We start from the raw sequence: 25,593 nt of genomic DNA on the forward strand, positions 1-25,593 counted from the left end.
GCCATATCACCCGTTCTCTATTGTACTCATATAGATAAGGAGTTTCGTTCATGAGAAATATGTATCAGCAAGAAGTCGTGTTAGATAAACAGATATCCATCTATCTCCCGCCTTCCTATAATGAAACTGAGAGCTCCGTCAGATTTCCTGTTGTGTATCTTCAAGACGGAATAGATCTCGTCAGCCAAGTATTTAATTTATTGAGTCATAAATTCCGAGTAAAAGAACTGCCTGAACTTATTATTGTTGGGATTGAACCAAACAACCGAATTCATGAATACACCCCTTGGCCCGCCGCTTCTCTTCGAGGGGCAGGTCATCCCCGTTTCGGGGGGAAGGGTCCTGAATATATTGCTTACATCACCGACGTTCTGAAGCCTCATATGGATAAAACCTATCGTACTTTGACTGACCCAGAACACACCGGAATCCTGGGCGCCTCTCTTGGCGGCCTGATTTCTCTCTATGCTGGCTATCAGCGGCCGGATGTATTCGGCAAAATTGGAGCTTTATCGGCTTCCTTCTGGTATGAAGAAATGTTGTCTTTTATAGAGACTAACCCGCTTCCCTTACACAAAGAGGGAAAACTTTTTTTATCCGTTGGAAGTCTTGAAGGAGTCTATAAAGAAAATATTCAGCGCCACATGGTTCCATACACCATAAGAGCCCATGAACTGTTATTGGAAAAGGGTATGACCACAGATCATCTCAAATTTGTACTTGAAGAAGGCGGAACTCATGATGATGTCTTCTTCGCAAAACAATTTACCGAAGCTCTGCAATGGATGTTTGCTTAGTTGAAATCAGTTGATCAGCGTCTATAAGAAAGAGCCTTTCTCTTTTCCAGAGAAAGGCTCTTTGTGTTTATACTAAAACACCGTCAATGATTGAATTAACCCTGATTTCGGATTGTAAACTGGAAGGACAATTCACCTGATGGATCAATTGCAAATTCGTCTAGCACAGGCGCTCCCCAGCTGTCATCTCCGCCAACACCCATTTGGCAGCCGGCAATCGTGACTACGGTATGATGCACATTTGGCAGTTCATAATGATGAGTTGCTTGTTCCAACTCAAACGCCGTGTACGGCGATATCCCTGCTTCGACAGGCTGTGATGCCGGAGCAGTAATAAGAATTCCTTTTCCGGTGTCATTCGTAATCGCAACTTGACGTACTCCCATACGATTACCTGATTCTTGCGGAACGAGATAAGCAGAAACATTATCTTCGGCACGGTTTTTGAAACGTGTGAGTCGTGCTCCTTCCGCACGGTCTGCATAATTCTCTTCTGGTCCTTTAGCATACCAATCCAGGTTCGCATAATCTGCTGGCACTTTAAAGGACAATGCGAAGATAGGGAACTTCGGTAATCCAGACACCCCTTTATACGAGGAATCTACCTGAATACTTCCGTCTGCAGATACGGTATATGCTACCTTCACTCGTACGTCCTCATGAACACTCAGTTTATAGGTGTATGTTATCGTTGCTTGTCCTTCTGCTTCGGCTAATTCCCAGCTTAGTGTACGGCGAGTAAGACTTGCTGCATACCAAGCGGAAGAATCAAAGTGGAAGCCTGCGCCTTTATCGTTATCCGTCATCGCTCTCCAGAAGAGCGGTGCTGGCGGAGCCGAGATCATTTCACGACCTCCATAGTTTACCGAGATGAGTGTTCCAGCCTGCTTAGAGAACATGATGGAGAAGTCACGGCCGTGTACGCCGATATTCACATCCCCTTCTACCACGCGGAAATCATTTGATAGCGCGGAAGCTTTTGCAGAAGGTTCTTCTTTAGCTTCTTCCACAAGGAACACATGCTGACCAAAGCACACTTCATACCCCGCTTCAGCCCATAAGGTTTCTTCCTTGAGTACTAGGGAACAATCTACGCTATACTCGCCAGGCTGAGTACTTACCTCCGGCAAAGTAAACGCAATCTGTTTCTCTTCTCCCGCAGCCACATCAACATCCATTCTTCCGGTGAACAACTGCTTTCCTTCTTTGTTTAGCGTGTAGACGAGTTCATAAGCATCGGTGCTAACAAAAAGATTCTCATTTCGAATGGTAACTCCCGTCAGGCTTGGTGTAAGCTTCACATTCTGATATACGAATTTCACTTCCTGCATTTTTGGAGACCAACGGCGGTCTGCATATACAATCCCATTACCGGAGAAGTTGTAGTCTGTAGAACGATCGTCAAAGTCACCGCCGTAGGCCATAAATTCCTTGCCATAACGGTCTTTTTTTATAAGAACCTGATCCATGTAGTCCCAAATAAATCCACCTTGGTACATTGGATACTTCTGTTCAAGTTCGGTGTATTTATGGATACCACCTAGTGAGTTCCCCATCGCATGCATATATTCACAGCTGATATACGGTTTACCCGGATTGTCATTTAGATACTCTTCAATATCTGCTACCTTCGCATACATGCGGCTCTCCATGTCACTCGTTCTATCATAATTCCGGTCGTAAAATACTCCTTCATAATGTACGAGACGAGTGCTGTCTTTCTCCCGGAAATAATCCGATACATTTAGGATCACGTCCCCCGCATAGGATTCATTACCGCAAGACCATATGAGGATGGAAGGATGGTTTTTGTCCCGCTCTACCATAGATATAGCGCGATCCATTACGATATCCTGCCATTCCATATTGTTTCCTGGTACATTCCACGATGGCTCAACTGCCCCCATCTTCTGCCATGATCCATGGGTTTCCAGATTCATTTCATCAATGACATACACACCGTACTCATCACAAAGTTCATACCAGAGCGTCTGGTTCGGATAGTGGGAGGTACGAACCGCATTCATATTCCCCTGCTTGATTGCTTTGATATCCCAAAGCATATCTTCTTTTGTTATATTCCGTCCTTGACGAACATTGAATTCATGTCTATTTACCCCTTTGAAGACAATACGTTTCCCATTTAGATGCATTACTTTATCTATCATCTCAAATTTACGGAAGCCTACTTTTTGAGGTACCACTTCAACAAGTTCGCCTGCCTCGTTATATGTTGAAATATAAAGCGTATATAAGTACGGCGCTTCTGCGCTCCATAAATTAACATTTCCGGCTGCTAGACGAACCGAGAGATTGTCTTCGGGAGATGCTACTATCTGCTCCGCTATCACTTTACCTTCCGCGTCTTTTAGTACAAATTCCACTTTTGAAGCTGGCTTACCTGTTAGCTGCAGATCAGTAAGGAGTGTACCTGCTACATACTTCTCATCCAGGTCTGTCTTTACAAATAAATCTTGAACATGCACTTCTGGAACCGTGTACAAATATACTTCCCGGAAAATCCCTGAGAACCGCCAGAAATCTTGATCCTCCAGCCAGCTTCCTGTGCTGCGTTGATACACCTCAACAGCCAGTTTATTCTCTCCGTCCGTTATATAGGGAGTAAGATCAAATTCACTTGGCGTAAAACTGTCTTCACTGTAACCGACAAACTCTCCATTCAGCCATACATAGAAAGCCGACTCAACGCCTTGAAAAGAAACATACAGCGGACGGTCTTCCCATCCTTTAGGTACGTCAAAATATTTCACATAGCTGCCAACCGGATTATGGTCTTCTGAAACCATTGGTGGGCGGAGGTTCTCATGCCCATCCCATGGATACATCGTATTTACATACTGCGGGTTTCCGTACCCTTGCAACTGAATATGTCCGGGAACTTCGATCTGAGCCCAGCCCCGGCAAGAAACTTCTTTCTTATAAAAGTCCGCTTGACGTGCAGCTGGCTGAGCAGCATAACTGAATTTCCAGCTTCCATTCAGACTATGGCGCAGCGGCATCTCTCCGCACTGCTGTGCCTCTTCCGCTGTAGCATAATATTTGTGATCGGAATGCGCAGGCACTCTACCTACGGCGAATACGCTTACATCGGATAGCCATGCCGTACTAGGATTTGCTTTTTGCTCCATTACTTGTTTCATTATTCTTCCTCCATTTCTATATGGGAAAGGACTGCCTGACATCAGTCTCTACTTGCTCTCAACTGATGCCAAGACAGCCTTTCCAACTGCTTGAATCCCTATCATAATACATGCAACGAAACGTGTATTGCGAAATCGGATTCGATACCTATTTAAATTACTTAACGGACCCTGTCATTCCTGCTACAAAGTGTTTTTGCATTACAAAGAATACAAGTGCAGTTGGCAACGTAGTAATGACAATCGCAGACATAATCATTCCATAATCCGGTGCATATCCTGAACCAAGGTTAGAAATCAGGAGCGGCACTGTCATATTCTCAGGTGACTGCAAGACGATGAGCGGCCACAGATAGTTATTCCAGCTGCTAAGGAATGTAATGATGGCAGCTGCTGCATACGTTGATTTCATTGTCGGCATATAAATTTTAAAGAAGAGTCCAATTTCAGTCAGACCATCCATACGCCCTGCTTCCAGCAAGTCTCTAGGGAACATCTTAGAGCTTTGGCGGAAGAAGAAGATCAAGAATGCCGTAGTGAATGTCGGTAAAATAACTGCTGATGCGGTGTCAATACCAAGAAACGGAATGACACTCGATACCTTCGCGAACATTTGGTACAGCGGTACCATAATGGCCGCAAATGGAATCATCATAGATGCCAGCAGAATGTTAAACACAATATCTTTGGCACGGCTGCGATAAATCTCGAATCCATAACCTGCTGCGGATGCAATAAGCAAAGAGAGAATCGTAGTCACAATGGAAATTTTAGCTGAGTTCCAAAGCGCCTGCCACATATCTACACTATTAAATAGATTTCTTACATTATCGATCAGATGTGATCCCGGAAGGAGTCTTCCTTTCGTAACTTCTACTGACAGATTCGTCGAACTTGTAATCATCCATAAGAATGGGAAGATCGAAATTAGGGTAGCAAGGATAAGAAATGCATACGTGAAAAATTTCTTCGGTTTACTCATTTTTTATCGCCCCCAATTTTATTCTGGATGAGTGTCAGTATGATGACCATAACCACGATCGAGTAAGAAACGGTTGCTGCATAGCCAAAGTCTGGTGTGTACTCAAATGATAAGTTATAAATATACTGTGAAATCGACATGGTTGAGTTACCTGGTCCGCCTTTCGTGATGTTTACAACTTCATCAAATAACTGCAGCGTACCAATCGTCGATGTAATCGTCGTAAATAAGATCATCGGTTTTAGTAGAGGAATGGTAATTTTAAAGAATTGGGTAAAAGCATTCGCTCCATCAATTCGAGCTGCTTCATATACTGACTTATCAATATTTTGCAAAGAAGAGAGATAGAAAATCATGTTATAACCTGTAAAGCGCCAAGTGATTGCAATAATAATTGTAACTTTCGCCCAGAAAGGATCTGAGATCCACTGGATTGGTTCTGATATCAGATGGAAATTCATGAGCATCTTGTTAACAATGCCATCTCCGCCAAACATGTATTTAAATACAACGGAGTATGCTACAAGTGACGTAACGGTAGGTAAGAAAATGGCGGTTCTGAAGAAACCTTTAAATTTCAAGTTATCATCATTAAGTAGAACGGCAATAAAGATCGCAAGGACCAGCATGACAGGAACTTGTATGATGAGATAGATGAATGTATTTTTTACTGCGGTAATAAAGTTGCTGTCCTGGAACAAGCGAATATAGTTATCGAATCCGACAAAATCCAGATTCATGCCTCGACCTGATTTAAAAGAAAGAATCAGCGCCTGAATCATGGGATAAAAATAGAATAAACTGATTGCAAGAACCGGTACGAGAATAAATAACCAGCCTGTTATATTTATACGTCTCTGACTGCCCATGCCCTTAGGACTTCCGGTACTCGCCGCGGTCTTCGCAGTTTTCACACCACTCCACACCCTTCTCTACTGTTTTCTTAAGTATGTTTTTTGTTTCTCTCTCTTTTTCTTCATAAAAAGGACCCTTGCCCTTTCCCTCCATCCATAGAGTTTTCTCTAAAGGAGAAGCAGAAGGAACAAGGGCCCGTATTCATTCATGAATTAACGAATTTGAGTGTCTGCTTGAGATTGCGCATCCGTAAGTACGGAATCAATATCTTTGCCGCTTAGATAACTTTGCATTGCAACAACCAAGATATCCTCGACTGCGTACGTATTTAGACCATAATTCACGTTAGGAATTTGTTCTGTCCAAGCAGCGAAGTCAGATACCACTTTTTGTCCTTGGAAATACTCATCTCCTGCTTTATAAGCTTCACCCTCGGAAGCTGGTTTGAACGTACCGATTACTCCTACTTCTGTATTCAATGTTTGGTACAGATCTACGTCGGTGCCGAAAGTTGCAGCTAAGAATTCTGCTGCTGCTTCTTTACCGTCTACGTTCATTACATACCAAGAGCTGCCGCCAAGGTTTGAAGCATTTACCGAAGTTTCTACACCAGGTAGTTTCGGTGTTGGAGCTACTGCCCATTTTCCGGACTGAGAAGCCTCTGCTTTGATCGATGGAGTAATCCAGTTTCCTGTTGGAGTGGATGCAACATCGCCGCCGTTAAGAGCCCCAACCCCTTGACTCCAGTCAGAAACGACTTTGACGATACCGGAGTCCATCAATTTCTTGTAGGTTTCGAATGCTGCCTTCATTGCTTCGTTATTCGCAATGTTTGGCGTTTCACCATCTTCGGTGGTATACCAAGATCCAGCGGATTGAATCATCAGACGAACGAGTCCAAGGTCATTCGGATCTTGTGTCAGCATGAATTTCCCTGTTTTTTCTTTGACATCTTTACCAATTTCGATGTACTTATCCCAATCAATATCTTGTAGGTCGTCGAGCGTGTACCCTGCTTCCTCTAAGTAATCTGTTCTTACATACATTCCAGTAGCGCCAGAATCAAAAGGAACTCCATACTGTTTGCCATCTACGCTTGTAGGTCCCACTTTATAATCTGCAAAATTAGCAATATCGATGACATCAGTCAGTTCAAAGAAAGAATCCGGATAGGATTGCAGGAAGCTTTGTGCCCGGTAATCCTCAATCAGCACAATGTTCGGAAGACCTTTTGTAGACCCAGAGTTGAGGCCGGTGTTCAGCTTCTGCACGACATCTGCTTGTGCGTTCTCTACAACATTAATCTTAAGATCAGGATTTGTTTCTGCGTAAGCCTCTTTCGCTTTATTCATTGCTGCAATGTTAAACGCTGGGTCCCATGCCCAGACTGTAATCTCTTTCGTATCTACACTAGATCCTTCACTGGATTCTCCATTTGAACCCGTAGAACAAGCAGATAGAACGACCGCACTAGCTAACAGTACGGAAAGTACTTTTGGTAATTTGTTTTTCAATGAAATAACCCCCTCAAGGCTGTAGTAAATATGAATTAAAATTAAAATAAGATGGAAGCGTTTACTTTCTACACCCCCATCTTATCACTCATGTATGCGGTTTCTTTAGGATTATCTTTGTTAGCTTTGGTGCTTTTCTTAGTTGCCTTGTTCAATTCACTGCTTTATGCATGTACTTTTTTTAGGTTTTGGTTCTTTATTTAGATTAATTCCACATTTTTGAAATTAATTCACCCTTTTTATTCCTTTATTATCTATCTGCTTTTCTCGTCTTGCTCTTCCTCTTTTTGAAGAGGTATCGTGATTTTGATCCGAGTGCCCTCACCAATGACACTGCTGATATCTACTCCATAGCTGTCTCCATACATGAATCGGAGCCGATGATCCACATTCTGTATCCCGATACCCGAGAATAACTTACGATTTCTCTTTGTCATGGGTAACGTTCTTCCTTCCGCATTTTCTGCCGATTCCAGATCCATTCCATCTCCGTTGTCATTTACTTCACAGACCAAATGATCATTCTGAACCGAAATCATAATTAAGATCGTTCCCTCTTCTTTATGATTGAAAGCATGGAAAAACGCGTTTTCAATAAAAGGCTGCAAGATAAGTTTGGGTATTTGATAGTCCATGCTATCTGGTTCTATGAAATAATTGACACGAATTCTTTCACCATATCTTACATGATTGATAAACACATAATTTTTAAGTGTGTCGAGCTCTTGACGGACAGTAACGGTACTCTGTACGTTGCTCACCGTATTTTGCAGCAACGTAATTAAGGCATTGATCGTATCAGCCGCTTTCTCTTTATTTCCTTGTTGTACGAGGAATTTAACAGAAGCCAGCGTATTATATAGAAAATGCGGATTAATCTGCATTTGGAGCGCCGCAAGTTCCGCCTTCCGCTGCTCTTTCTGAGTCTCTACCAATCGATCTACATACAAATTTAATTCATCGAGTACATAGTTGAACGCATTGCCAAGCTCCTCAACTTCATATCCGCTTTTGGATACATCTACTCGCTGGTTAAATCCATTCGTTGGAATCTGTGACATATGACGGACGAGCCCTCTCATCGACTTGGTCATTTTCCTTGTAATAAGATAGACAACAACCAGAGACAAGAGAACAACAGACATGATCATGAGGGTAATGGTTTTTACATTGACCATCTCACCCATCGCTGTTTCTCGGTCTAATAGGTTCACCAAATAAAAATCAAACTCCGGTAAATACTCGGATAATACGGTAAACTCACTTCCTTCAAAAGGAAGGCTCGTACTGCCGAGTCCACTCCTCTCCTGCTTACCCACTGCGTGCAGCAAAGCAGGAACTCGCTGACCGATTAACTCACTCCGATTACTGGAGATAATCTGTCCCTGTGAACTCATCAGCAGCACATCATTGCCTTCACTCGTGAAATTTTCATAAAAAGACTGAAAATCTTGGTCACGAAATGTGATATACAGGGTTCCATATATGTTCCCGGTATACTGCTCATATAGAGCTTTTGAGGCAACCAGCACAGGTTTTTGTTCTGTTCCCGCCTGATCCTGATCATAATAAAGCTGATATAGAATCTCCCGCGGATGCGCTCTTGTCTGTTTTGTTATCTCATGATTGTTTAATTCATCTACCGTTACTGACCAGTACCAAGGATCTGTTGTATAACTTCGCCCATTGGCACCAACCAGTGTTACACCTACATCATAAGCACTTAGGTTCGTTATAATTGTTTTAATTCGCTGCGTCATTGCATAAGTCTGCATTGATAATGATACTGAATCCGTCTCACTGCTTGTCAGGTAAGTGCGGACCCCTCCGCTTTGTGCAATTAAGGTTGCACTCGTGGCAACCGCATTATTGTAGGCTTCTAGATCTGATTTGACCTGTCCCAGCAACTTTTCATTTGTAATACTAAAGGTCCTTAGAAATAAATTCTCAGACATGCGAATCGTTATCGCCACTGATAACAGCGAGACCGTAATAATACTGATTAAAGTAACTAAAAACAGCTTTACAAATAGACTTTTTTTGTTCAAATTTGCAAGCTCCCCCCTAATCATATATTTTGGTTCTCCTGCACCTGTTCTTTACGATACTGACTTGGTGATACCCCGGTCATCTTCTTAAAAACTTTTGTGAAATAACTCTGGTCAGAGTAACCTACACGGTCACTAATTTCGGAGATCGACTCTTCGGTTGTTACCAGCATTTCTTTTGCTTTCTCAACTCGTACCTTGTTCACATATTCACTGAATCCTTCATTATTGTTAGCGGAAAAATAACTCGATAAATAAGACGCGTTAAAATGAAATTTCTTTGCCACTTCCGTCAGGGTAATCGGCTCCGCATAATGCTCTTGTATATAATTTAGCAGGCGATAAAAACTAGGGTTTGTTGAAGTGTCCGTCTCTCTCGTAATGCTCTCCGCTTCTTGGATAAATTCCTCGATGAACTGGATCGCTTCACGTGCGTACACTGCCTGGTCAATCTGTCTGAAATAATCATATTTTCTTTTTTCGAGAGGCGTGGTTTCAAATTTCAGTTTACTTAGTGTGTTTGTAACATTAAATATAAAATTACCAAGCAAGGCTTTAAGTTCAGATAGATCGGTCACATAATCTAAAGATTTCGTATGGATATGTTCTAAGAAAGAGGAAAAGGTTTTTTGGAATTGTTTACGTTTTAATCCTTCAATCAGCTCCGCCATATCCATCGCTGGTATCCTAGTAGGTAAAGCAGGTAAATGTTCTCCTTCAATCACTGAATACGTCGGTAAATAAAAAGGATAACGTTTCAGTCTCTCATATTGTTTACTATAAATGTTGCCCAACTGGCAGAAATCTTCGAATCGGTCACTAATAATAAAATGCAGCGTCTCTAGATGCTCCACCTCTTGAGGAATACGGGAAAGATTCTGTATCAATTGCTCTATACGTTCGGCCCAGGGATCATCCGCATTGAGTAAATAGAGTAGCGTGCCTGGAACGGATTCTAATTTCATATACTCCGCTTGCCCTGATTGTAGAAGATGAAGATACTGACTTACGCTTTTTTCGATCTGTTTCTTCGCTGATTTATCCTTTACGGGATTCAGATCTACACCCAGTAGCACAAACTTAGGATAAGGGAACCGGCGGCGAATGGTTTCGGTTGGTATCTCTGCCTCATAGCCAGATATCATCTTATCCATCGCTTGCACGATCTGTGTTTCTTCCGATCGCTCTTCTTTTACCGGTATGCCGAGTCCTTCTATTTTGGCTGCTGTTTTGTCTAAAATGGAGAGTAGATATTCTGCTTCCAGTTTAGGTTTCAAAATATAGTCGGCTACTCCGTTCTGAAACGTAGAACGTACATAATCGAATTCGCTGAAGCTGCTCAATACGATAACCTCGATAGCAGGATAACGCTCTTTTACCAGCCGTACTAACTTCTCGCCATCCATAATAGGCATCACGATATCTGTAATCACAATGTGAGGTTGTAACTCTTCTACCAATTCTAGCGCTTCCAATCCATTAGAAGCTTCTCCCACAATATAATAGCCAGCATGTTCCCAGTCCAGAAGATGTTTGATCCCCTGTCTAACCAGCATCTCGTCATCGACGATAAGAACTTTGCATAATGATCTCATCCCTTGACCCCCTCTGAACTCCGGTTCTCTTTTTCTTTTATCATACACTTTCGTTCATAATTAATAAATGCGCTTTATATTCCCATATATAACCATTTAAATTCTGTAAAATGAATAAAAAAGACGAAATCAGCGTAATTGCTGTTTCGTCTTCTCTTTTTCAAAAATATATTCCCTTACTTTTTAAAAGAAATATACAAAGTAAGGAGCTCCAATAAGTGCCGCGATCACGCCGGCAGGTATTCCATCAGGATCTGCTATATTTCTACCTATGGTATCTGCCAGCAGCAAAAGCCAACCTCCGGTTAAGATAGATACAGGCAGCAACGAAGCATTTCTTGGTCCCACGAGTGCCCTTGCAATATGAGGTGCCATAAGACCGATAAAAGCGATACTTCCCGCAACAGAAACGGCAGCAGCAGCAAGTGCTACAGCCGCTACAAGCAGAAGAATTCTCTCTTTATTAATAGAAACTCCAAGGCTAATCGTTACTTCTTCACTGAGTCCCAGCAGATCTAACCGTCTTGCCTTGTACAAAGCGAAGGGGATTAAGATCAGCAGCCACGGTAGAATGGAATAGATAAAAATCCAGTCCGTTCCCCAGATATTCCCCGCCAGCCAGCGAGAAATAAAACTAACTTTTTTCTGATCCGTGGAGGAGATGAGTACGATCATAATTCCAGACAGCGCCATGGAGAATCCCACTCCCACCAGCACGAGCTTCATCGGAATCAATCCAACGCCTCGCCGATAAGAGAACATATAGATCAGGGTTGCTGTCAGCATCGCCCCTATGAAAGCAACTACTGGAATGAAATATGTTAAATTCCCTGCCTCGATCGGTACAAATAAGAAGAAGATAGCAACCGCTACGCCCGCACCTGAGTTAATCCCGATGATCCCTGGGTCTGCAAGATCGTTTCGAGTTATTCCTTGCAAGATTGCTCCCGATAAAGCGAGGGCAAACCCAGCAAGTAGAGTTATGATGATTCTGGGAAGCCGAATCGAGAACAATACGAACTCTTCCTTAAATGTCCCTTCCCCAAAAAAGGTCGGAAGTAGCCGGTTATACGATAGAGAAGATGCTCCTAGACCCAGACTAACCAGTAAAGTGAACAAAATAAGGATTGTAAGTCCCGTAAGTGTCATGCTTACTTTTCTTGATTTTTGAATTTCGAGCATCAGTATCCTTTCCCTCCTTTATGTACAATGAGCAGAAAGAAGGGCAAACCGAGCATAGCAACAATCGCGGCAACAGGGGTTTCATAAGGTGCATAAATCGTACGGCCCACTGTATCGGCAAGCAGCATAAAGGTAGCTCCGCAAATAGCGGACATGGGCAGCACGAATCGGTAATCCGTACCGACGATGAAACGCACAATATGTGGAATCATCAGACCGATGAACGCCATGCTTCCGACAAGAGCAACAGAGGCACCCGCAAGAATGATAATAAGAAGTAGGAGAACAATTTTAATAGATTTCGTGTTCTGACCCAGGCTTGCTGCTACCTCTTCATTCAGACTCAAAATAGTAAGCTGTCTTGATAGAATAAGCGAAATAAGTAAGCCTAGCAGTATAAAAGGAACCACTAATTGAAGCTGACTCCAGGTCGTGCCGATTAATCCTCCCGATGTCCACATAGATACATTTTTCGAGATTCGAAAATATAGACTAATTCCTTCTGCAAGCGCATAGAGCATAGCTGAGATAGCAGAGCCAGCAAGAACCAACTTCACCGGTGTAAGTCCGTTCCTTGCTACCATTCCAATGCCAAAAACAAGGAGCGTACCAAGAGCTGTTCCAGCAAAGCAGGCTAACATGACTGTAAAATAATTAGCCGAAGGAAGAAAGGCAAGCGTGACGGCCAAAGCAAAATTACCACCGGCGGTAATGCCAAGCAGTCCCGGATCAGCTAGAGGATTGCGTGTCATCCCTTGCATAATTGCTCCGGAGACCGCCAGTGCTGATCCAACGACGACAGCCGCTACTTCTCTTGGAAGACGAATTTCACGAATCATCGTGACCGTCTCACTCGCACTTCCAAAGGTAATGGCTGACCAGGCATCTCTCAAACTCGTATCTGCTGCTCCCAGCACGATAGACAGCATAAATACAGAAATAAATACAAGAACTCCAATGACAAACTTGCCGATCATCGGTATGCTTACGGTTTTATTTTTTATCATTTGTCGTCTGTTCTTTCTGCTTTAGTTACCGAGAAATTGTTCGCGGAAGAATTCCAGCTGATAATCCAGCGTTAACGCATCATTAAACAAAAACTCATTCGCATTCGTTTCAAATACATGACCATTCTTTACCGCAGGAATCTCTTTGTATGTTGTTGTCTCCTGAAATGAATTGTCTTGTTCTGCGTATTTACTGATCACCAGGTAATCTCCAACGTATTCAGGAAGAACTTCAGTAGAGACCGCATAGTATCCATCCTTGAGTGCCATTTCTTTTACTTTCTCCGGCATTTTCAAACCCATTTGCTGATAAAGTATTTCCGTTCCGCGACCCCAGTTGTCTCCAAATATGTACATTTGTTTATCAAAACTTTCAAGGACAGTGACGGTAGCATCTTCACCAACTTTGGCTTTGATCTCCTCACCTAATGCTTGAGCACGTTTCTTGAAGTCATCAATCCACGCTTGTGCCTCTTTTTCCTTGTTGAGCACCTTGCCAATCTCTAAATGTTGTGTGAGATAATCCACTTTTCCATAGGTGTAAGTTACCGTTGGTGCGATCTCTTTTAGCTTGTCTAGATTCTTAGCATCCGTCGATCCGAGAATAAGGTCTGGTTCCAGTTCGATAATCTTCTCCAGATTCTCATCTGAAACTTCCACTGCACCCTGTAATTTATCTTTGAATCTAGCGTTAGCCATTGACCAGGAATCAACGCCAACTATGTTCACGCCTAGAGAAATCGCGTCTCCTGTATAACCAGACAGAATAACAACACGCTGTGGATCAGCAGGAACTTCTACAGGCCCGCTCTCTGACTCATATGTAATTGTACCGGATTCTGCAGCTTGTCCAGATTCGTCCGTTTGCCCAGATCCATTGCTCGTAGATGCAGGAGCATCTGCAGTGGTTGTTCCACTTCCCGCATTACCGCAAGCACTTATAATAAGCACCATAATTAACATAAAAGGAACGAATATCTTCTTCATCTTTTTTATCTCCCCCGTAAATGGTTTACTATTGTATACATCGACACTTAATTGATAATGATTATCAATATCTGCATTAGTGAATGTTATTCCCATTTACTAAATCTGTCAATCACTTTATTTGAAAATAGTTCCTTATGTTTAACCGCTATTTTGATCACTCTTTTTACCAAGCCAAAAAGACGAAGCAATATGAACTCTGCTCCGTCTTCTTGATTGGGTGTGATAAGAACTAGAATAAACAGCCACCCCTTTATATATCGCCGCCCTGATACTCTGTTTCATCTTGCTTTACCTGTTGTCCCTGGCGCTCGAACTGTTCCATGAGTTCTGTTGCATCATCCTGAGGTTCATACCCGATCAGCGATTTAAGGTAACGAATATCATAATAGTTATCTGTGTTGGCAGAAGTGCCATAAAGACTTAAGAATTTATGTATCTCTGGTGCTTCTATACATTTATCGGCAAGCTGTACTAAATCTCGCTCTGAGATCCAAATATGCGCAGCACGCTCGGAATGCGGTTTGTTATCACCTGGGAAATTACCAATTCGTATGTTAATAGAAGAGATCCCGTGTTTATCCGAATATAGTCTGCCAAGAAGTTCGATGTAACACTTGCTCAGTCCATAAAAACTATCGGGACGATAGGGGTCATTTACATCGACTTCTTCTCCTACTTTATAAAATCCGGTGGCGTGGTTTGAACTTGAGAAAATAACCCGCTTTACTCCGTTACATCGAGCTGCTTCATATAAATAATACGCTCCCGTTACATTTATCGGCAGTACTTTACCGAGGAAGTCTTCCTCATCTTTAGCCCACCCTATATGGAGGATGGTATCCACCCCCTTGGTAAGTTCCAATAGCTGATCTGAGTTCGTAACATCGAGTGGTTGGATCTTCTTCGTTTCGTCCCCCACGATATCCGTTGCGAGCACGTCGTATTTGCCCGTCTCTCGTAAACCAGCAGCGAGGCAGCTTCCGATTTTCCCTGCGGCACCGGTAATTAGTATTCTTTTACGATCTGAATGATTCCCCATCCCAATCCCTCCTGTTTTGTGTCATCACAGAAAGTATTAACCAAAAACCTATTAACTTATCACAAGGTCAGGCTTCCATTTGCATCGTTTTTTGTCTGTACTGGCCAGGTGTTAAACCTTCCTGCTTACGGAAGGAACGGATGAAATTCTGTGAATTGTTGTAACGCAGCTTCGCAGCAATGTCTTTTACAGGAATATCCGTTTCGGCCAGCCACTTCTTCGCAATTTGAAATCGGTAAACAGATAAGTATTCGCTGAAAAAATAATTCGTTTCTTTCCGAAACACACTGCTTAAATAGTTAGCATTGTAGTGAAGCCTAGAAGCACATTCCTCCAGTGTCAGATCGGTATCATAATAACGATGAATAAGCTCGATTATTTTCTCTGATATGTTGTGATACTGCGCATCCTGACGGTCTCGGAACACTTTAATCATCGGATGGATCACAGCTGTCCAGAACCAATCCTCAATTTCAGCTACAATATGGCAATCTAGCAGATCTTCAAATAGTGTCCCTGTTCCATAATAAATCTGCTTCAAACTAATGCCTGACTCTTGCATGGTAATCAGCAGGTTATTAAGCAATCGCGATAACGGAATCTGGTATTCCTGCGGTGACATCTCGGTTGCAAACACATGCCTGAGCAGCTGTTCGAGCAGTTCCTTTGCTTTCTCGGCGTTTGCAAGCTTAACCGCATCGAGCAGTTCATTTTCTAAATGATTAGGATAATTAAGCTTCAAGTAAGGTTTCCCAGAGTTAATATTCTCAAACTGAATAATAATACCGTCTCCAAGAGTCATGCGATGCTTTAACGCCTCTAACCCTTCTTTATAAGCGATCGAAAGTGTTCGGATATCGTGGAACGGAAGACTCATGCCAATACTGACCTGCACGCTTAAGTAACTTGTTATTTCGCTCATTAGCTGTTCCGTTGCGGTGTAGATTTTAGCTTGGAAAGCAATTTTCTCGCTCTCCCTGCTACCGATAAGGGCAACTACCGTGTGGTCAATCATCACAGGTGCCAGCTGTTCTTCCTCCGGAATAAGCTCTTCCACCATATTCTGAACCGCAAATAACAAGAGCTCTAAATCTTGCTTCTCATATCTCGTTTGCTCAAGTGTCCCCATTTGTATCGTAAGCACCGACATCGTCTTCCACTCCTCAAGCTGCCGGCTGTAGTCAAACTGCTCCAGCTTGTCATGCAGCTCCTTCGCCTTCACCTTGCCCTGAAAAGCGCGAATTAAGAAGAAGGTACGCACTTGCTTAAGCTGCTTTCTCACTTCATCTTCCAGCCTCGATTTCGATTGAAATAAGGCATGAACCTGTTCTCCGATCAGTTGGAACTCGTTGCTTGTCTTCTCATCTGCTTTACGGTGGCCAAATTGCTTCAGCAGTAATTTAATAGGCGAATACATCCGTTTTGAACCCAGCCAAGCAATGGTGATGCAGATAAGTAGAATGAGTAAACAGGCATAAAGTGTGTACGCTCCAATTTTTTTAGATTCACTGGTCATACTTTGAATAGAATCATAACTGACATAAGTCCAGTCGTTAAATTCAGAACGATAATAGGTTATGGAAAAAGGCTCCTCGCCAATGTGCGATTCATATTGCCCCGAAGTACCGCTCAGTTGCGTTAGACTATTAATACCTGTCTTCTCCGCAGACTCGCCAATTAACGATTTATCGGAGTGCAAAATAATCTTCCCCTCCTCATTCACAATCATCAGTCCACTTAGATCGGTATGATTCGTACCCAGCAAGGACTGCATATCACAGGCGGGAATGTTGGCAATCGCCAGCCCATGCGGATCAAGCCCTGTTGAAGGAAGGTGTTTAACAAGATTTATACTGTAGGAGCAGGCTGGATTATTTGCATTTTCTTCGCTGTAAAACCATGTCGATGGATTCAAAGACCAAGAGGTTGCGTCTGGAAGCCTCATCAGGCTCGCCAGCTGGTCATGATAAGGGTACTCATCAAACTTATAGAGACCCGAATTTTTAATCATCCAGTTATAACGCTCATTAATAAGAATGACATCTTCGAGCTTTGTATCGAATGATTGCATGTAGCGGATTTCGGTACGTAAGTCGTTGTACATAATGAAATCGTTTTCAGTTATGTTTAAATTAAGAGCCTTTTTCATAAAAGAGGAATTGATCACTTGATTAAGTGTTTGGTTGACAGTCGTTAATTTTTGCTCTACATTGGATTTAATTTGCATGATTAACATTAACTTGCTTTCATTTACGTTTTTCTGTATTTCATTGGATGATGTTAAATAAGAGAATGCACCGATAAAAATAACCGGAAGCGTGCTTAATAAGAACCCGAATATCGTCATTTTGGAAAGGAAACTTAAAGAACGCACTTAAGCATCACCTACACTTCATTTATCATATTTATCGTACTGTTATTGTAGTGGAACAGCCCTTTTGCGAGCAATAATCATCTACCTGTCGGATAATCATTAGATTAGATTACAGGCAAGGACCGAGAGGAACCAACGCTTCTCTCATTCTAAATAAGAAGGAGGCAGAATGCTTATGAAAGGGTTCCAATCGGAGAAAAGAATATTTACTATCACTTCCATATTTACCATTATACTTTTAATTGTAAGCGCATGCAGTAATAATTCATCTGAAAAACCAAATGCTGCTTCGATAGAGGATTCACCCATTTCCATTATGCTCCCCCTTCACTTCCCTACACCCCCAAGTGATGAAATGCAGTCCTTGCTGGAAGATTGGAGTGGCTTTACATTAGATCTCAACTGGGTTCCGGATGGGATCTATAGCGATAAAATGAATACCGCACTGACAACGAACTCCTTAAAGAAAGTGACCTTTGTTAGAAATACGGACTTCCTTCTCCTGAAAAACACAATAAGATCTGGTGCATTCTGGGAGATCGGCCCTTACTTAGAGCATTATCCTAACCTTAAATACTTAAATAAAAATATTCTGAAGCAGGCTGCCGTTGATGATCGCATCTACGGTTTATATACAGAGCGTCCATCGTCACGTCAAGGCGCAATCATCCGGCAAGATTGGCTAGAACATTTAGATCTTGCCGTGCCGCGAACCCTTGATGAACTGTATGAGGTTCTTCATGCGTTTACATATCGTGACCCTGAGGGAAACGGGAAGGCAGATACGATTGGCCTTGCAGACCGTAATGATCTTATATACGGAGCGTTCAAGACAGTCAGCTCGTATTTTGGGACACCTAATAACTGGAGTATGAAAGAGGGCACATTCATACCAGAGTTTGAGACACAAGCTTATATGGAGACAATGAATTTTTTCAAAAAACTATATAACGAGCAGCTCATTAACCGTGACTTTGCTGTGACAAGCAAAGAAGTGCAGCGAAATATGATCATAAACGGCAAAGCCGGCGTCTATATTGGAAGCATGACCGATATTCAGCGTTTATATGAAGAAGCTAAAATGCTAAATCCGAATGCTTCCTTTACTTTATCCAACCGAATTAAAGGTCCTAACGGGTATCGGGTGTGGTCTATTCCGAATTTTAACGGACTATATTTATTCTCCAAAAAAGCGATCAAGACAGAAGAAGAATTGAAGCATATTCTAGCTTTCTTTGACCGCACAATGGAAAAGGATGTTGCGAACTTACTGAAATACGGCATAGAAGGAAAGCACTATACGCTAGAGAATGGTCAAGTCCGCTTGCCGGAGGAAACAACTCAGCTGCGTGTTCAAGAAGTGAATGCTTTTTATATGTTGATGATTGCTGACATGAATAATCCGAGTGTTATGGAGGTGGCGGAGAAAGAGACATTAACCGCTATTGCGGACCAGCTTAGCCAGGATAATGAAAATTTTCTCGTTAAAGACCCCGCGGCTCATTTAGAATCAGAGACGTATGACGAGCGAAATGCAGAGCTCAGTAAAATCATTACAGACGCTACCTACAACTATATTCTTGGCAATTTGACGAAGCAGGGCTTTCAGCAGGAGACCAAGCGCTGGCGCACAAATGGCGGCAACACGATCATAAAGGAGTTATCTGAAGCTTATGAAAAATAACATGCTTCCCCCCAAGCCGTAACTGCTTGGGGCTTTTTTGTTGGCTACATCGTATAAGAACGAGTCCTTTTTCCGGCATTCGAGCAGCCTTCTTATCAATGGTTATCCTCTCTTCGCTCTCCCTAGCTCTTATATGGCACGATGGTGTCATTTCCCACGCAATAATCATTTCATCAGACTTTTGCTGGTATGCCTGCATATGAGCAAATGATTGTATACGATACTTTATCCATTCAGTAGTGTTTAGTGTGTAAGCAAATCTCAACGTTAAATGGAGGTCACAAAGGAATGAAAAAGAAAAAGCCTTTATCCTTGGCTCTATGCGCTGTCATGTCCCTAACGTTACTTCTCTCCGCATGTTCTGGCGGAAACGGCACAGGCACATCATCTACCGGATCGGGTGATACGGGTTCAAGCCCTAACGCCAGCACACCAAAGGATGATAAACCAGCAGAGATTACAATCATGCTACCGCTGAATACGGCGGAGACTCCAACTGACACCATTAAAACGGAACTGGAAAAGCTAACGAACACGAAGCTGACGTATCAATTCTTTCCTGCAGATACATATGAGGAGAAGCTGAATACCGCATTTGCTACCGGATCCTTACCGCAAGCCACTTATTTGAAAAATGCTACAACGTTCTTGCTCATGCGTGAAGCAATTAAAGAAGGACAGTTCTGGGAGGTTGGCCCTTACCTGAGTGAGTTTCCAAACTTAAGCAAATTGAAGCCAGAAGTCCTTGATAATACAAAGGTCGAAGGCAAATTGTATTCTTTATATCTCGGCCGCCCGCTTGCCCGTCAAGGAATAGTCTATCGTAAAGATTGGGCAGATAAGCTGAATATTGCCCCTCCAGAAACAACAGATGAGCTGTTCGCTATGGCCAAAGCGTTCACTGAACAGGACCCTGATGGCAATGGACAAAATGATACAACAGGCATCGCAGACCGTAACGAGCTGGTTTTCGGGGCATTTAAGACAGTCTCCTCTTGGTTCGGTACACCGAACAACTGGGGCGAAAAAGATGGGCAACTGCTGCCTGAATTTATGTTCCCTGAATATATCGACACCATGTCCTTTTTCAAATCACTTCGTGATAACGGTTACATGAATCAAGATTTTGCTGCTACAAGCAAAACAGATGCTGTTAATTTGTTCACGAGCGGCAAAGCAGGTATTTATATCGGCGGGTCTATGCCGGATATTACAACACTTGATAAGGACTTGATCAAAAACGTACCAACTGCTGTTCTTGATGCACATAGCATGGTGAAAAGCCCAGACGGCAACATTCATCAATGGATGATTGCAGGTTATAACAACCTTGTGTTGTTCCCAAAAACAGCAATCAAGGATGAGGAGGAACTCAAGAAACTTCTAGGTTTCTTCGACAAAATGATGACACCAGAAGTAGCTAACTTAATGTTCTGGGGCATCGAAGGCACACACTATACCGTCGTAGACGGAAAAGCGAAGCCATCTGAAGATAAAGAGCTGACAGAACGTGAAGTGAAGGGCTATAAGGATAGTGTCATCGGTGAGACAGAAACAAATGGGATGTACGAGAGCTTAAATGAGTTACCAGGACGTATTCGTGCAGAGGAACTCATTAAAGAAAATGAGAAGTACGGCGTGAAAGACCCTACTGCTGCATTGGATTCAGCCACCTATGCTTTGAAAGGCGTAGAGCTGCAACAGACGATTACCGATGCAACGTACAAGTTTATCTATGGACAAATCGACCAAGCAGGCTTCGAGAAGGAAATTGAGAAATGGAAGAAGCAAGGCGGCGAGCAAATGATCGAGGAGTTTAATGCGAGTTACAAAAAATAAAAGCGGGTGGCCAATATAAACCGGCCTTTCGTTTAGGCAGAAGGCAGGGCATGCAGAGTGTTTCATAAAGGAAGCCTGTATTCAGAACAAAGCCATATATGAGGCTCACTTAAGGAACCCTCTGCTCGTGCTGCTTAGTATGCCAAAGCAGGGTCTTAGCCCCTAGCAGAGCCAACTTTGGAAGGATGAGGACTTATGGAGGAGACCGTGATCAGCCGACAAGTTACCAAGATGCATCCCGCATGGCGCAAGCGATTTTGGCGAAATAAATGGCTGTATCTCATGATTTTGCCGGGCATTATTTATTTTCTTATCTTTAAATATATTCCGATGTTTGGACTTGTTATTTCGTTCCAAGACTATAAACCATTCAAAGGCATACTAGGGAGCGAATGGGTAGGGTTTAAGCATTTTGAGCGTTTGTTTACGGAGCCTGACTTTTGGAATATCTTATCCAATACATTACTTTTGTTTGGCATGAACCTCCTATTTTACTTTCCAATCCCTATTATCTTAGCCTTAATGCTTAATGAAGTAAGAATCACGTTTTTTAAAAGATTTTTTCAAACTCTAGTTTATCTGCCCCACTTTATGTCTTGGGTCATCATCGTATCCATCAGTTATGTCATGTTGACCATGGACGGCGGCATTATCAATGAACTGCTTGTTCAATTAGGGTTTAATAAAATCAATTTCCTGCTTAGTCCAGAATGGTTCCGGCCGACCTATATTATTCAGGTGATCTGGCGGGAAGCGGGCTGGGGAACCATTATTTACTTGGCGGCAATCGCAGCGGTAGACCCTCAGCAGTATGAGGCGGCAAGGATGGATGGAGCTGGACGACTTCGCCAAGTGTGGCATATTACGCTGCCGGCTATTCGTAGTGTAATTATCATCTTGTTAATATTGAAAATTGGCGATGTCCTAGAGCTGGGCTTTGAGCATGTATACCTGCTGCTCAACTCAATGAATCGGGAAGTTGCTGAAATAATTGACACATATGTGTATACGGCGGGCCTAAGACAAATGCAGTTCAGTTATAGCTCGGCAGTCGGCTTCTTCAAATCGCTTGTTGGTTTAGTACTCGTTATGCTGGCTAACCGCTTATCCAAAAAAATGGGTGAAGAAGGAATCTATTAATGCCAAGGGAGGATTCATTATGGTAGAAGATCGTACGCTTAGCGGTCGCCTGTTCGTTGCGGTTAACTACACGCTGCTGACGATTATCGCACTTGTTACCGTGCTCCCGTTCATCCACGTGGTAGCGGGCTCGTTTACGACGAACGCCGAGATTGCAGCCAAAAAATTTGTTCTTATTCCAACCGTTTGGAGTCTCGAGGCCTATAAGTTTATTTTTTCAACGGATACCATCTTTAGGGCAATGAGTGTATCGATTGGCGTTACCGTGGCAGGTACTCTTCTCAGCATGTTCGTCACATCCCTAATGGCCTATGGCTTGTCGCGCCGTGATCTAGACGGCAGAAACATAATTATGTTCCTCGTTGTATTTACGATGCTATTTAGCGGCGGGATGATCCCCACCTTTCTGGTGGTGAAGGAGCTTGGCCTGATTGACAGCTATGCAGCGCTTATCCTGCCATCGACTATTGGCGCATTTAATATGATCATACTCAAAAACTTCTTCCAGAACATACCGGAAGGACTCGAAGAATCGGCTAAAATTGATGGCTGCAATGACTTTGGCATCTTGTTTCGTATTGTCCTGCCGCTCTCTATGCCATCTATTGCAACCATCTCACTTTTTTATGCCGTTACCTACTGGAATACGTATTTGAGCGCTATTTTGTATCTAAACGATAGCAGTATGTGGCCGATTCAAGTGTTGCTTCGTCAGATCGTTGTACTTGCATCGGGAATGGATTATAGCTCAACGCTAGACTCCGCCGTTCCACCTCCCGATCAATCGGTCAAGATGGCAGTAATCGTCGTAGCTACTCTGCCAATCTTGCTAGTGTATCCATTCCTACAAAAGCATTTTGCCAAAGGAGCTATGCTTGGTTCTATTAAAGGCTAAAGAGATATCCGCCTAAACTCTATTAGAGGAGAGTAGATCAGATGATTAAATCAAATGTAGCAAGAACACCAATGCAATGGGCTGCAGCTGCGGCCGATTCCATCATGGCAACGTATAAACCAGGCGAACTTCCGCCAGCCCATCGCTGGCATTATCATCAAGGTGTCTTTTTATGCGGGGTGCAGCAGATTGCAGAGCAGTTAGGAGAGGCCCGGTATGATGACTATATTCAAGGCTATATTGATGATCTAGTAGATGATCAAGGCAACCTTTACTTCGCACGGGACGAGCTGGATTCCATACAGGCGGGATTGTTATTGTTCCGCCAAGCAGAGCGGACGGGGAAACCGCAATATAAAGTGGCTGCAGATAAGCTTCGTAGTTTATTCAGCACTTTAAATCGAACCACGGAAGGTGGATACTGGCACAAAGATAAATATCCTCATCAAATGTGGCTGGATGGATTATATATGGGCGGTGTATTTGCCCTAAAGTATGCTGACACCTATGGGGATGATGAACTGCGGGAGGAAGTAATGCAGCAGGAGCGGCTCATGCGTAAATATATGAAGGATGAGCGGACCGGGCTGCTTTATCATGCTTGGGATGAAAGCCGGCAAATGCCATGGGCAGATCCTGACACAGGCTGTTCTCCTGAGTTCTGGGGTCGATCGCTCGGCTGGTATGGTCTGGCACTCACCGAATTTATTGCTCTGCTCCCTGAGGAGCATCCGAGTCATGCCGAGCTGAAAGAGGAGCTTGGGGCATTCGTAGAAGCCATTATTCGTTATCAAGATGAGGAGACCGGCCTATGGTATCAGGTTGTCGATAAAGGCAGCCATCCGGATAATTGGCTGGAAACTTCCTGCTCAAGTTTATTTGTTTATACGATTGCTAGAGCTGTTCAGCAGTCTGCTGCTGACGAGACTTGTATGTCTGCTGCCCGCAAAGGCTTCGCTGGACTCGTTCAGATGATGGAGACCGATGAGCTAGGACACTTGGTAATGCCGTCTATATGCATTGGTACCCCTGCAGGAGATTACGAGAATTATGTGACTCGTCCAATAAGTAAAAATGATCTGCATGGCGTGGGTGCATTTATCATGGCAGCGGCTGCTATGCAGAATAAGATGGCGAAATAGCATTGCACAAAAAGAAACGAGCGTTAGCAGAAGAGTAAATCCCCTTCTCTAACGCTCGTTTTGTGCTAGAAACTTAAATTTCACTATATCCTCTGGGATCGGGTAGCTGCGAATCGGGTTATAAACGGATAATCAATCAAGCCTCGTTATACCCGTTCTCTCCATAAGGCTGGAGCTTCTCAAGCCAACTTGCCTCCAATTTCTTTAATGCATCTTTTACATCAAAAAAGATATTGCCCTCTGGGATTTTCAACTTTTCTACAACTTCAATAGCAAAAGCAGCTTCTCCGTACTGTTTCCATTCTTCTTGAAGTCTACGGTTGCGGTGACTTCCCATGTTCAGCATAAATTGTTGACCATTCAAACTTTTGAGGTTCGGTGTACTTGCTACATACCGTTTTCCATTTTCTTTATTTCGAATTTGATAAACACCGGCTTCTGTCTTGATTTCTTTTGCCATTTGTTTTAACTCTTCTCTACGATTTGCCATTTTACGACTCTCTCCTTCCTTCGGGGTAAGCCAGTAACTGCTTCCATCCTCTTCCCGGCTGAGTATGCCATAGTCCACCATCGATCTGCGAAGCAGCGCATAATCCTCATAAATTTGATCTAGGATCCCGTTCACTTCAGGCTCGGTGTATACTTTGTTCCGGTCAAAACGTTTTGCGATCTCATCCATAATGATAAGTCGATGTTTCTCTTGGATTGCAAAAGTCTCGAGCGGTCCATCTGTACCGAAAGGGAAATATTTAGTCAGTACTTTCTCCTGCTCGGCGGTCAAATCCGTCTCCTTATTGGTAGCTTGACCTGCTCTGTTATTAGGTGATGCCACAGGCATAGCAGGGGTATCGTGGTCGCGCGAGTGTAGCAGCTCCATTACAGCCAGCAGCACTTTTGCCTGTCTCTCCTTCTCCTTGAGCACAAACCGATGATTGCGAATCGTTGAGGTAGAGCCAATTCCTAGTTCTTTTTGAATTTCCGCATCTTTTTTCCCTTCATAAAACTCTGCCAGCAGCCTGCGCTGTATATCAGACAGTCCGCTCACTTTCTTGTCCTGTGAGATCAGGAACTGAAATACCGAACCATGCTCTTCTTGAATATGAATCTGTATATATCTGAATGATTCGTATAAGACTTCATTGTGAGGGTAAATCACTCCTTTTTCAGTGCTATAACCACAGCAGACACAGATATGTTCAGTCTCTGTCTCGATATAGCCGCGCTTGATTTCCTCCAATGAAGCATCATATGCAAAATCATTGTGTAGTTCATTCATAGTACTTCCACCTCGCTTTGTTTATATAGATATAATATGTTTTTGTTTATTAATTGTCAAACATAATAAATAA

At 43.0% G+C, this 25,593-nt stretch carries 18 protein-coding genes; 6 read left to right on the plus strand and 12 right to left on the minus strand.

The features are described from left to right. Positions 1 to 50: 50 nt before the first annotated feature. Positions 51 to 797: an alpha/beta hydrolase gene (locus tag ACWPWY_RS17585; RefSeq protein WP_454193008.1), complete on the plus strand. Its 747-nt coding sequence runs from the start codon at positions 51 to 53 to the stop codon at positions 795 to 797. A 95-nt stretch (positions 798 to 892) separates the two neighbouring features. On the opposite strand, the gene ACWPWY_RS17590 is transcribed toward ACWPWY_RS17585, so the two are convergent. The 11 genes from ACWPWY_RS17590 to ACWPWY_RS17640 form a co-directional block, all read right to left on the minus strand. Beyond that, positions 893 to 3,958: a glycoside hydrolase family 2 TIM barrel-domain containing protein gene (locus ACWPWY_RS17590; protein WP_454193009.1), complete on the minus strand. Its 3,066-nt coding sequence runs from the start codon at positions 3,956 to 3,958 to the stop codon at positions 893 to 895. A gap of 157 nt (positions 3,959 to 4,115) precedes the next feature. Next, positions 4,116 to 4,940: a carbohydrate ABC transporter permease gene (locus tag ACWPWY_RS17595; RefSeq protein ID WP_454193010.1), complete on the minus strand. Its 825-nt coding sequence runs from the start codon at positions 4,938 to 4,940 to the stop codon at positions 4,116 to 4,118. Continuing rightward, positions 4,937 to 5,809 (minus strand): carbohydrate ABC transporter permease, encoded by an 873-nt coding sequence (locus ACWPWY_RS17600; RefSeq protein ID WP_191800315.1) that lies wholly within the window; start codon positions 5,807 to 5,809, stop codon positions 4,937 to 4,939. Before ACWPWY_RS17600 ends, ACWPWY_RS17595 begins: the two co-directional genes overlap by 4 nt. A 198-nt stretch (positions 5,810 to 6,007) precedes the next feature. Then, positions 6,008 to 7,309 (minus strand): ABC transporter substrate-binding protein, encoded by a 1,302-nt coding sequence (locus ACWPWY_RS17605; protein ID WP_454193011.1) that lies wholly within the window; start codon positions 7,307 to 7,309, stop codon positions 6,008 to 6,010. 254 nt (positions 7,310 to 7,563) lie between these two features. Further along, positions 7,564 to 9,381 (minus strand): cache domain-containing sensor histidine kinase, encoded by a 1,818-nt coding sequence (locus ACWPWY_RS17610; protein WP_454193012.1) that lies wholly within the window; start codon positions 9,379 to 9,381, stop codon positions 7,564 to 7,566. Beyond that, positions 9,378 to 10,952 carry a response regulator transcription factor gene (locus ACWPWY_RS17615; RefSeq protein ID WP_454193013.1) on the minus strand — a complete coding sequence of 525 codons (1,575 nt, stop codon included), beginning with the start codon at positions 10,950 to 10,952 and terminating at the stop codon, positions 9,378 to 9,380. Before ACWPWY_RS17615 ends, ACWPWY_RS17610 begins: the two co-directional genes overlap by 4 nt. 183 nt (positions 10,953 to 11,135) lie before the next feature. Continuing rightward, positions 11,136 to 12,134, minus strand: coding sequence for a FecCD family ABC transporter permease (locus ACWPWY_RS17620; protein WP_454193014.1), 999 nt, complete (start codon positions 12,132 to 12,134; stop codon positions 11,136 to 11,138). Continuing rightward, positions 12,134 to 13,141 carry a FecCD family ABC transporter permease gene (locus ACWPWY_RS17625; protein ID WP_454193015.1) on the minus strand — a complete coding sequence of 336 codons (1,008 nt, stop codon included), beginning with the start codon at positions 13,139 to 13,141 and terminating at the stop codon, positions 12,134 to 12,136. Before ACWPWY_RS17625 ends, ACWPWY_RS17620 begins: the two co-directional genes overlap by 1 nt. A 21-nt stretch (positions 13,142 to 13,162) precedes the next feature. Then, positions 13,163 to 14,128, minus strand: coding sequence for an iron-hydroxamate ABC transporter substrate-binding protein (locus tag ACWPWY_RS17630; protein WP_454193016.1), 966 nt, complete (start codon positions 14,126 to 14,128; stop codon positions 13,163 to 13,165). A 253-nt stretch (positions 14,129 to 14,381) separates the two neighbouring features. Then, positions 14,382 to 15,170 carry an NAD-dependent epimerase/dehydratase family protein gene (locus tag ACWPWY_RS17635; RefSeq protein WP_454193017.1) on the minus strand — a complete coding sequence of 263 codons (789 nt, stop codon included), beginning with the start codon at positions 15,168 to 15,170 and terminating at the stop codon, positions 14,382 to 14,384. A 67-nt stretch (positions 15,171 to 15,237) separates the two neighbouring features. After that, positions 15,238 to 17,544, minus strand: coding sequence for an AraC family transcriptional regulator (locus tag ACWPWY_RS17640; protein WP_454193018.1), 2,307 nt, complete (start codon positions 17,542 to 17,544; stop codon positions 15,238 to 15,240). A 175-nt stretch (positions 17,545 to 17,719) separates the two neighbouring features. On the opposite strand from ACWPWY_RS17640, the gene ACWPWY_RS17645 reads away from it, so the two are divergent. The 5 genes from ACWPWY_RS17645 to ACWPWY_RS17665 all read left to right on the plus strand — a co-directional run bounded on the left by ACWPWY_RS17645 (position 17,720) and on the right by ACWPWY_RS17665 (position 24,244). Beyond that, on the plus strand, positions 17,720 to 19,228 hold the full coding sequence (locus ACWPWY_RS17645) for an extracellular solute-binding protein (RefSeq protein ID WP_454193019.1): 1,509 nt from the start codon (positions 17,720 to 17,722) through the stop codon (positions 19,226 to 19,228). A 288-nt stretch (positions 19,229 to 19,516) separates the two neighbouring features. Further along, the gene (locus ACWPWY_RS17650) at positions 19,517 to 21,067 is read left to right on the plus strand and encodes an extracellular solute-binding protein (protein ID WP_454193020.1); all 1,551 of its coding nucleotides are present in this window, start codon (positions 19,517 to 19,519) and stop codon (positions 21,065 to 21,067) included. Between the two features lie 195 nt (positions 21,068 to 21,262). Continuing rightward, a complete protein-coding gene (locus ACWPWY_RS17655) occupies positions 21,263 to 22,207 on the plus strand; it encodes an ABC transporter permease (protein ID WP_454193021.1) in 945 nt (314 codons plus the stop codon). A gap of 19 nt (positions 22,208 to 22,226) precedes the next feature. Then, positions 22,227 to 23,102 (plus strand): carbohydrate ABC transporter permease, encoded by an 876-nt coding sequence (locus ACWPWY_RS17660; RefSeq protein ID WP_454193022.1) that lies wholly within the window; start codon positions 22,227 to 22,229, stop codon positions 23,100 to 23,102. Between the two features lie 41 nt (positions 23,103 to 23,143). Beyond that, on the plus strand, positions 23,144 to 24,244 hold the full coding sequence (locus ACWPWY_RS17665) for a glycoside hydrolase family 88/105 protein (protein ID WP_454193023.1): 1,101 nt from the start codon (positions 23,144 to 23,146) through the stop codon (positions 24,242 to 24,244). A 136-nt stretch (positions 24,245 to 24,380) separates the two neighbouring features. On the opposite strand, the gene ACWPWY_RS17670 is transcribed toward ACWPWY_RS17665, so the two are convergent. Further along, positions 24,381 to 25,520 carry a DUF2087 domain-containing protein gene (locus tag ACWPWY_RS17670; RefSeq protein ID WP_454193024.1) on the minus strand — a complete coding sequence of 380 codons (1,140 nt, stop codon included), beginning with the start codon at positions 25,518 to 25,520 and terminating at the stop codon, positions 24,381 to 24,383. Positions 25,521 to 25,593: the final 73 nt, after the last annotated feature.

This window comes from Paenibacillus sp. Marseille-Q7038, assembly GCF_965111595.1.

Coding starts and splice junctions, on each gene's coding strand:
- ACWPWY_RS17600 (WP_191800315.1), bottom strand. CDS start 5,809: ATGGGCAGTCAGAGACGTATAAATATAACAGGCTGGTTATTTATTCTC.
- ACWPWY_RS17670 (WP_454193024.1), bottom strand. CDS start 25,520: ATGAATGAACTACACAATGATTTTGCATATGATGCTTCATTGGAGGAA.
- ACWPWY_RS17655 (WP_454193021.1), top strand. CDS start 21,263: ATGGAGGAGACCGTGATCAGCCGACAAGTTACCAAGATGCATCCCGCA.
- ACWPWY_RS17650 (WP_454193020.1), top strand. CDS start 19,517: ATGAAAAAGAAAAAGCCTTTATCCTTGGCTCTATGCGCTGTCATGTCC.
- ACWPWY_RS17610 (WP_454193012.1), bottom strand. CDS start 9,381: ATGATTAGGGGGGAGCTTGCAAATTTGAACAAAAAAAGTCTATTTGTA.
- ACWPWY_RS17590 (WP_454193009.1), bottom strand. CDS start 3,958: ATGAAACAAGTAATGGAGCAAAAAGCAAATCCTAGTACGGCATGGCTA.
- ACWPWY_RS17630 (WP_454193016.1), bottom strand. CDS start 14,128: ATGAAGAAGATATTCGTTCCTTTTATGTTAATTATGGTGCTTATTATA.
- ACWPWY_RS17585 (WP_454193008.1), top strand. CDS start 51: ATGAGAAATATGTATCAGCAAGAAGTCGTGTTAGATAAACAGATATCC.
- ACWPWY_RS17625 (WP_454193015.1), bottom strand. CDS start 13,141: ATGATAAAAAATAAAACCGTAAGCATACCGATGATCGGCAAGTTTGTC.
- ACWPWY_RS17595 (WP_454193010.1), bottom strand. CDS start 4,940: ATGAGTAAACCGAAGAAATTTTTCACGTATGCATTTCTTATCCTTGCT.
- ACWPWY_RS17665 (WP_454193023.1), top strand. CDS start 23,144: ATGATTAAATCAAATGTAGCAAGAACACCAATGCAATGGGCTGCAGCT.
- ACWPWY_RS17645 (WP_454193019.1), top strand. CDS start 17,720: ATGAAAGGGTTCCAATCGGAGAAAAGAATATTTACTATCACTTCCATA.
- ACWPWY_RS17615 (WP_454193013.1), bottom strand. CDS start 10,952: ATGAGATCATTATGCAAAGTTCTTATCGTCGATGACGAGATGCTGGTT.
- ACWPWY_RS17660 (WP_454193022.1), top strand. CDS start 22,227: ATGGTAGAAGATCGTACGCTTAGCGGTCGCCTGTTCGTTGCGGTTAAC.
- ACWPWY_RS17620 (WP_454193014.1), bottom strand. CDS start 12,134: ATGCTCGAAATTCAAAAATCAAGAAAAGTAAGCATGACACTTACGGGA.
- ACWPWY_RS17635 (WP_454193017.1), bottom strand. CDS start 15,170: ATGGGGAATCATTCAGATCGTAAAAGAATACTAATTACCGGTGCCGCA.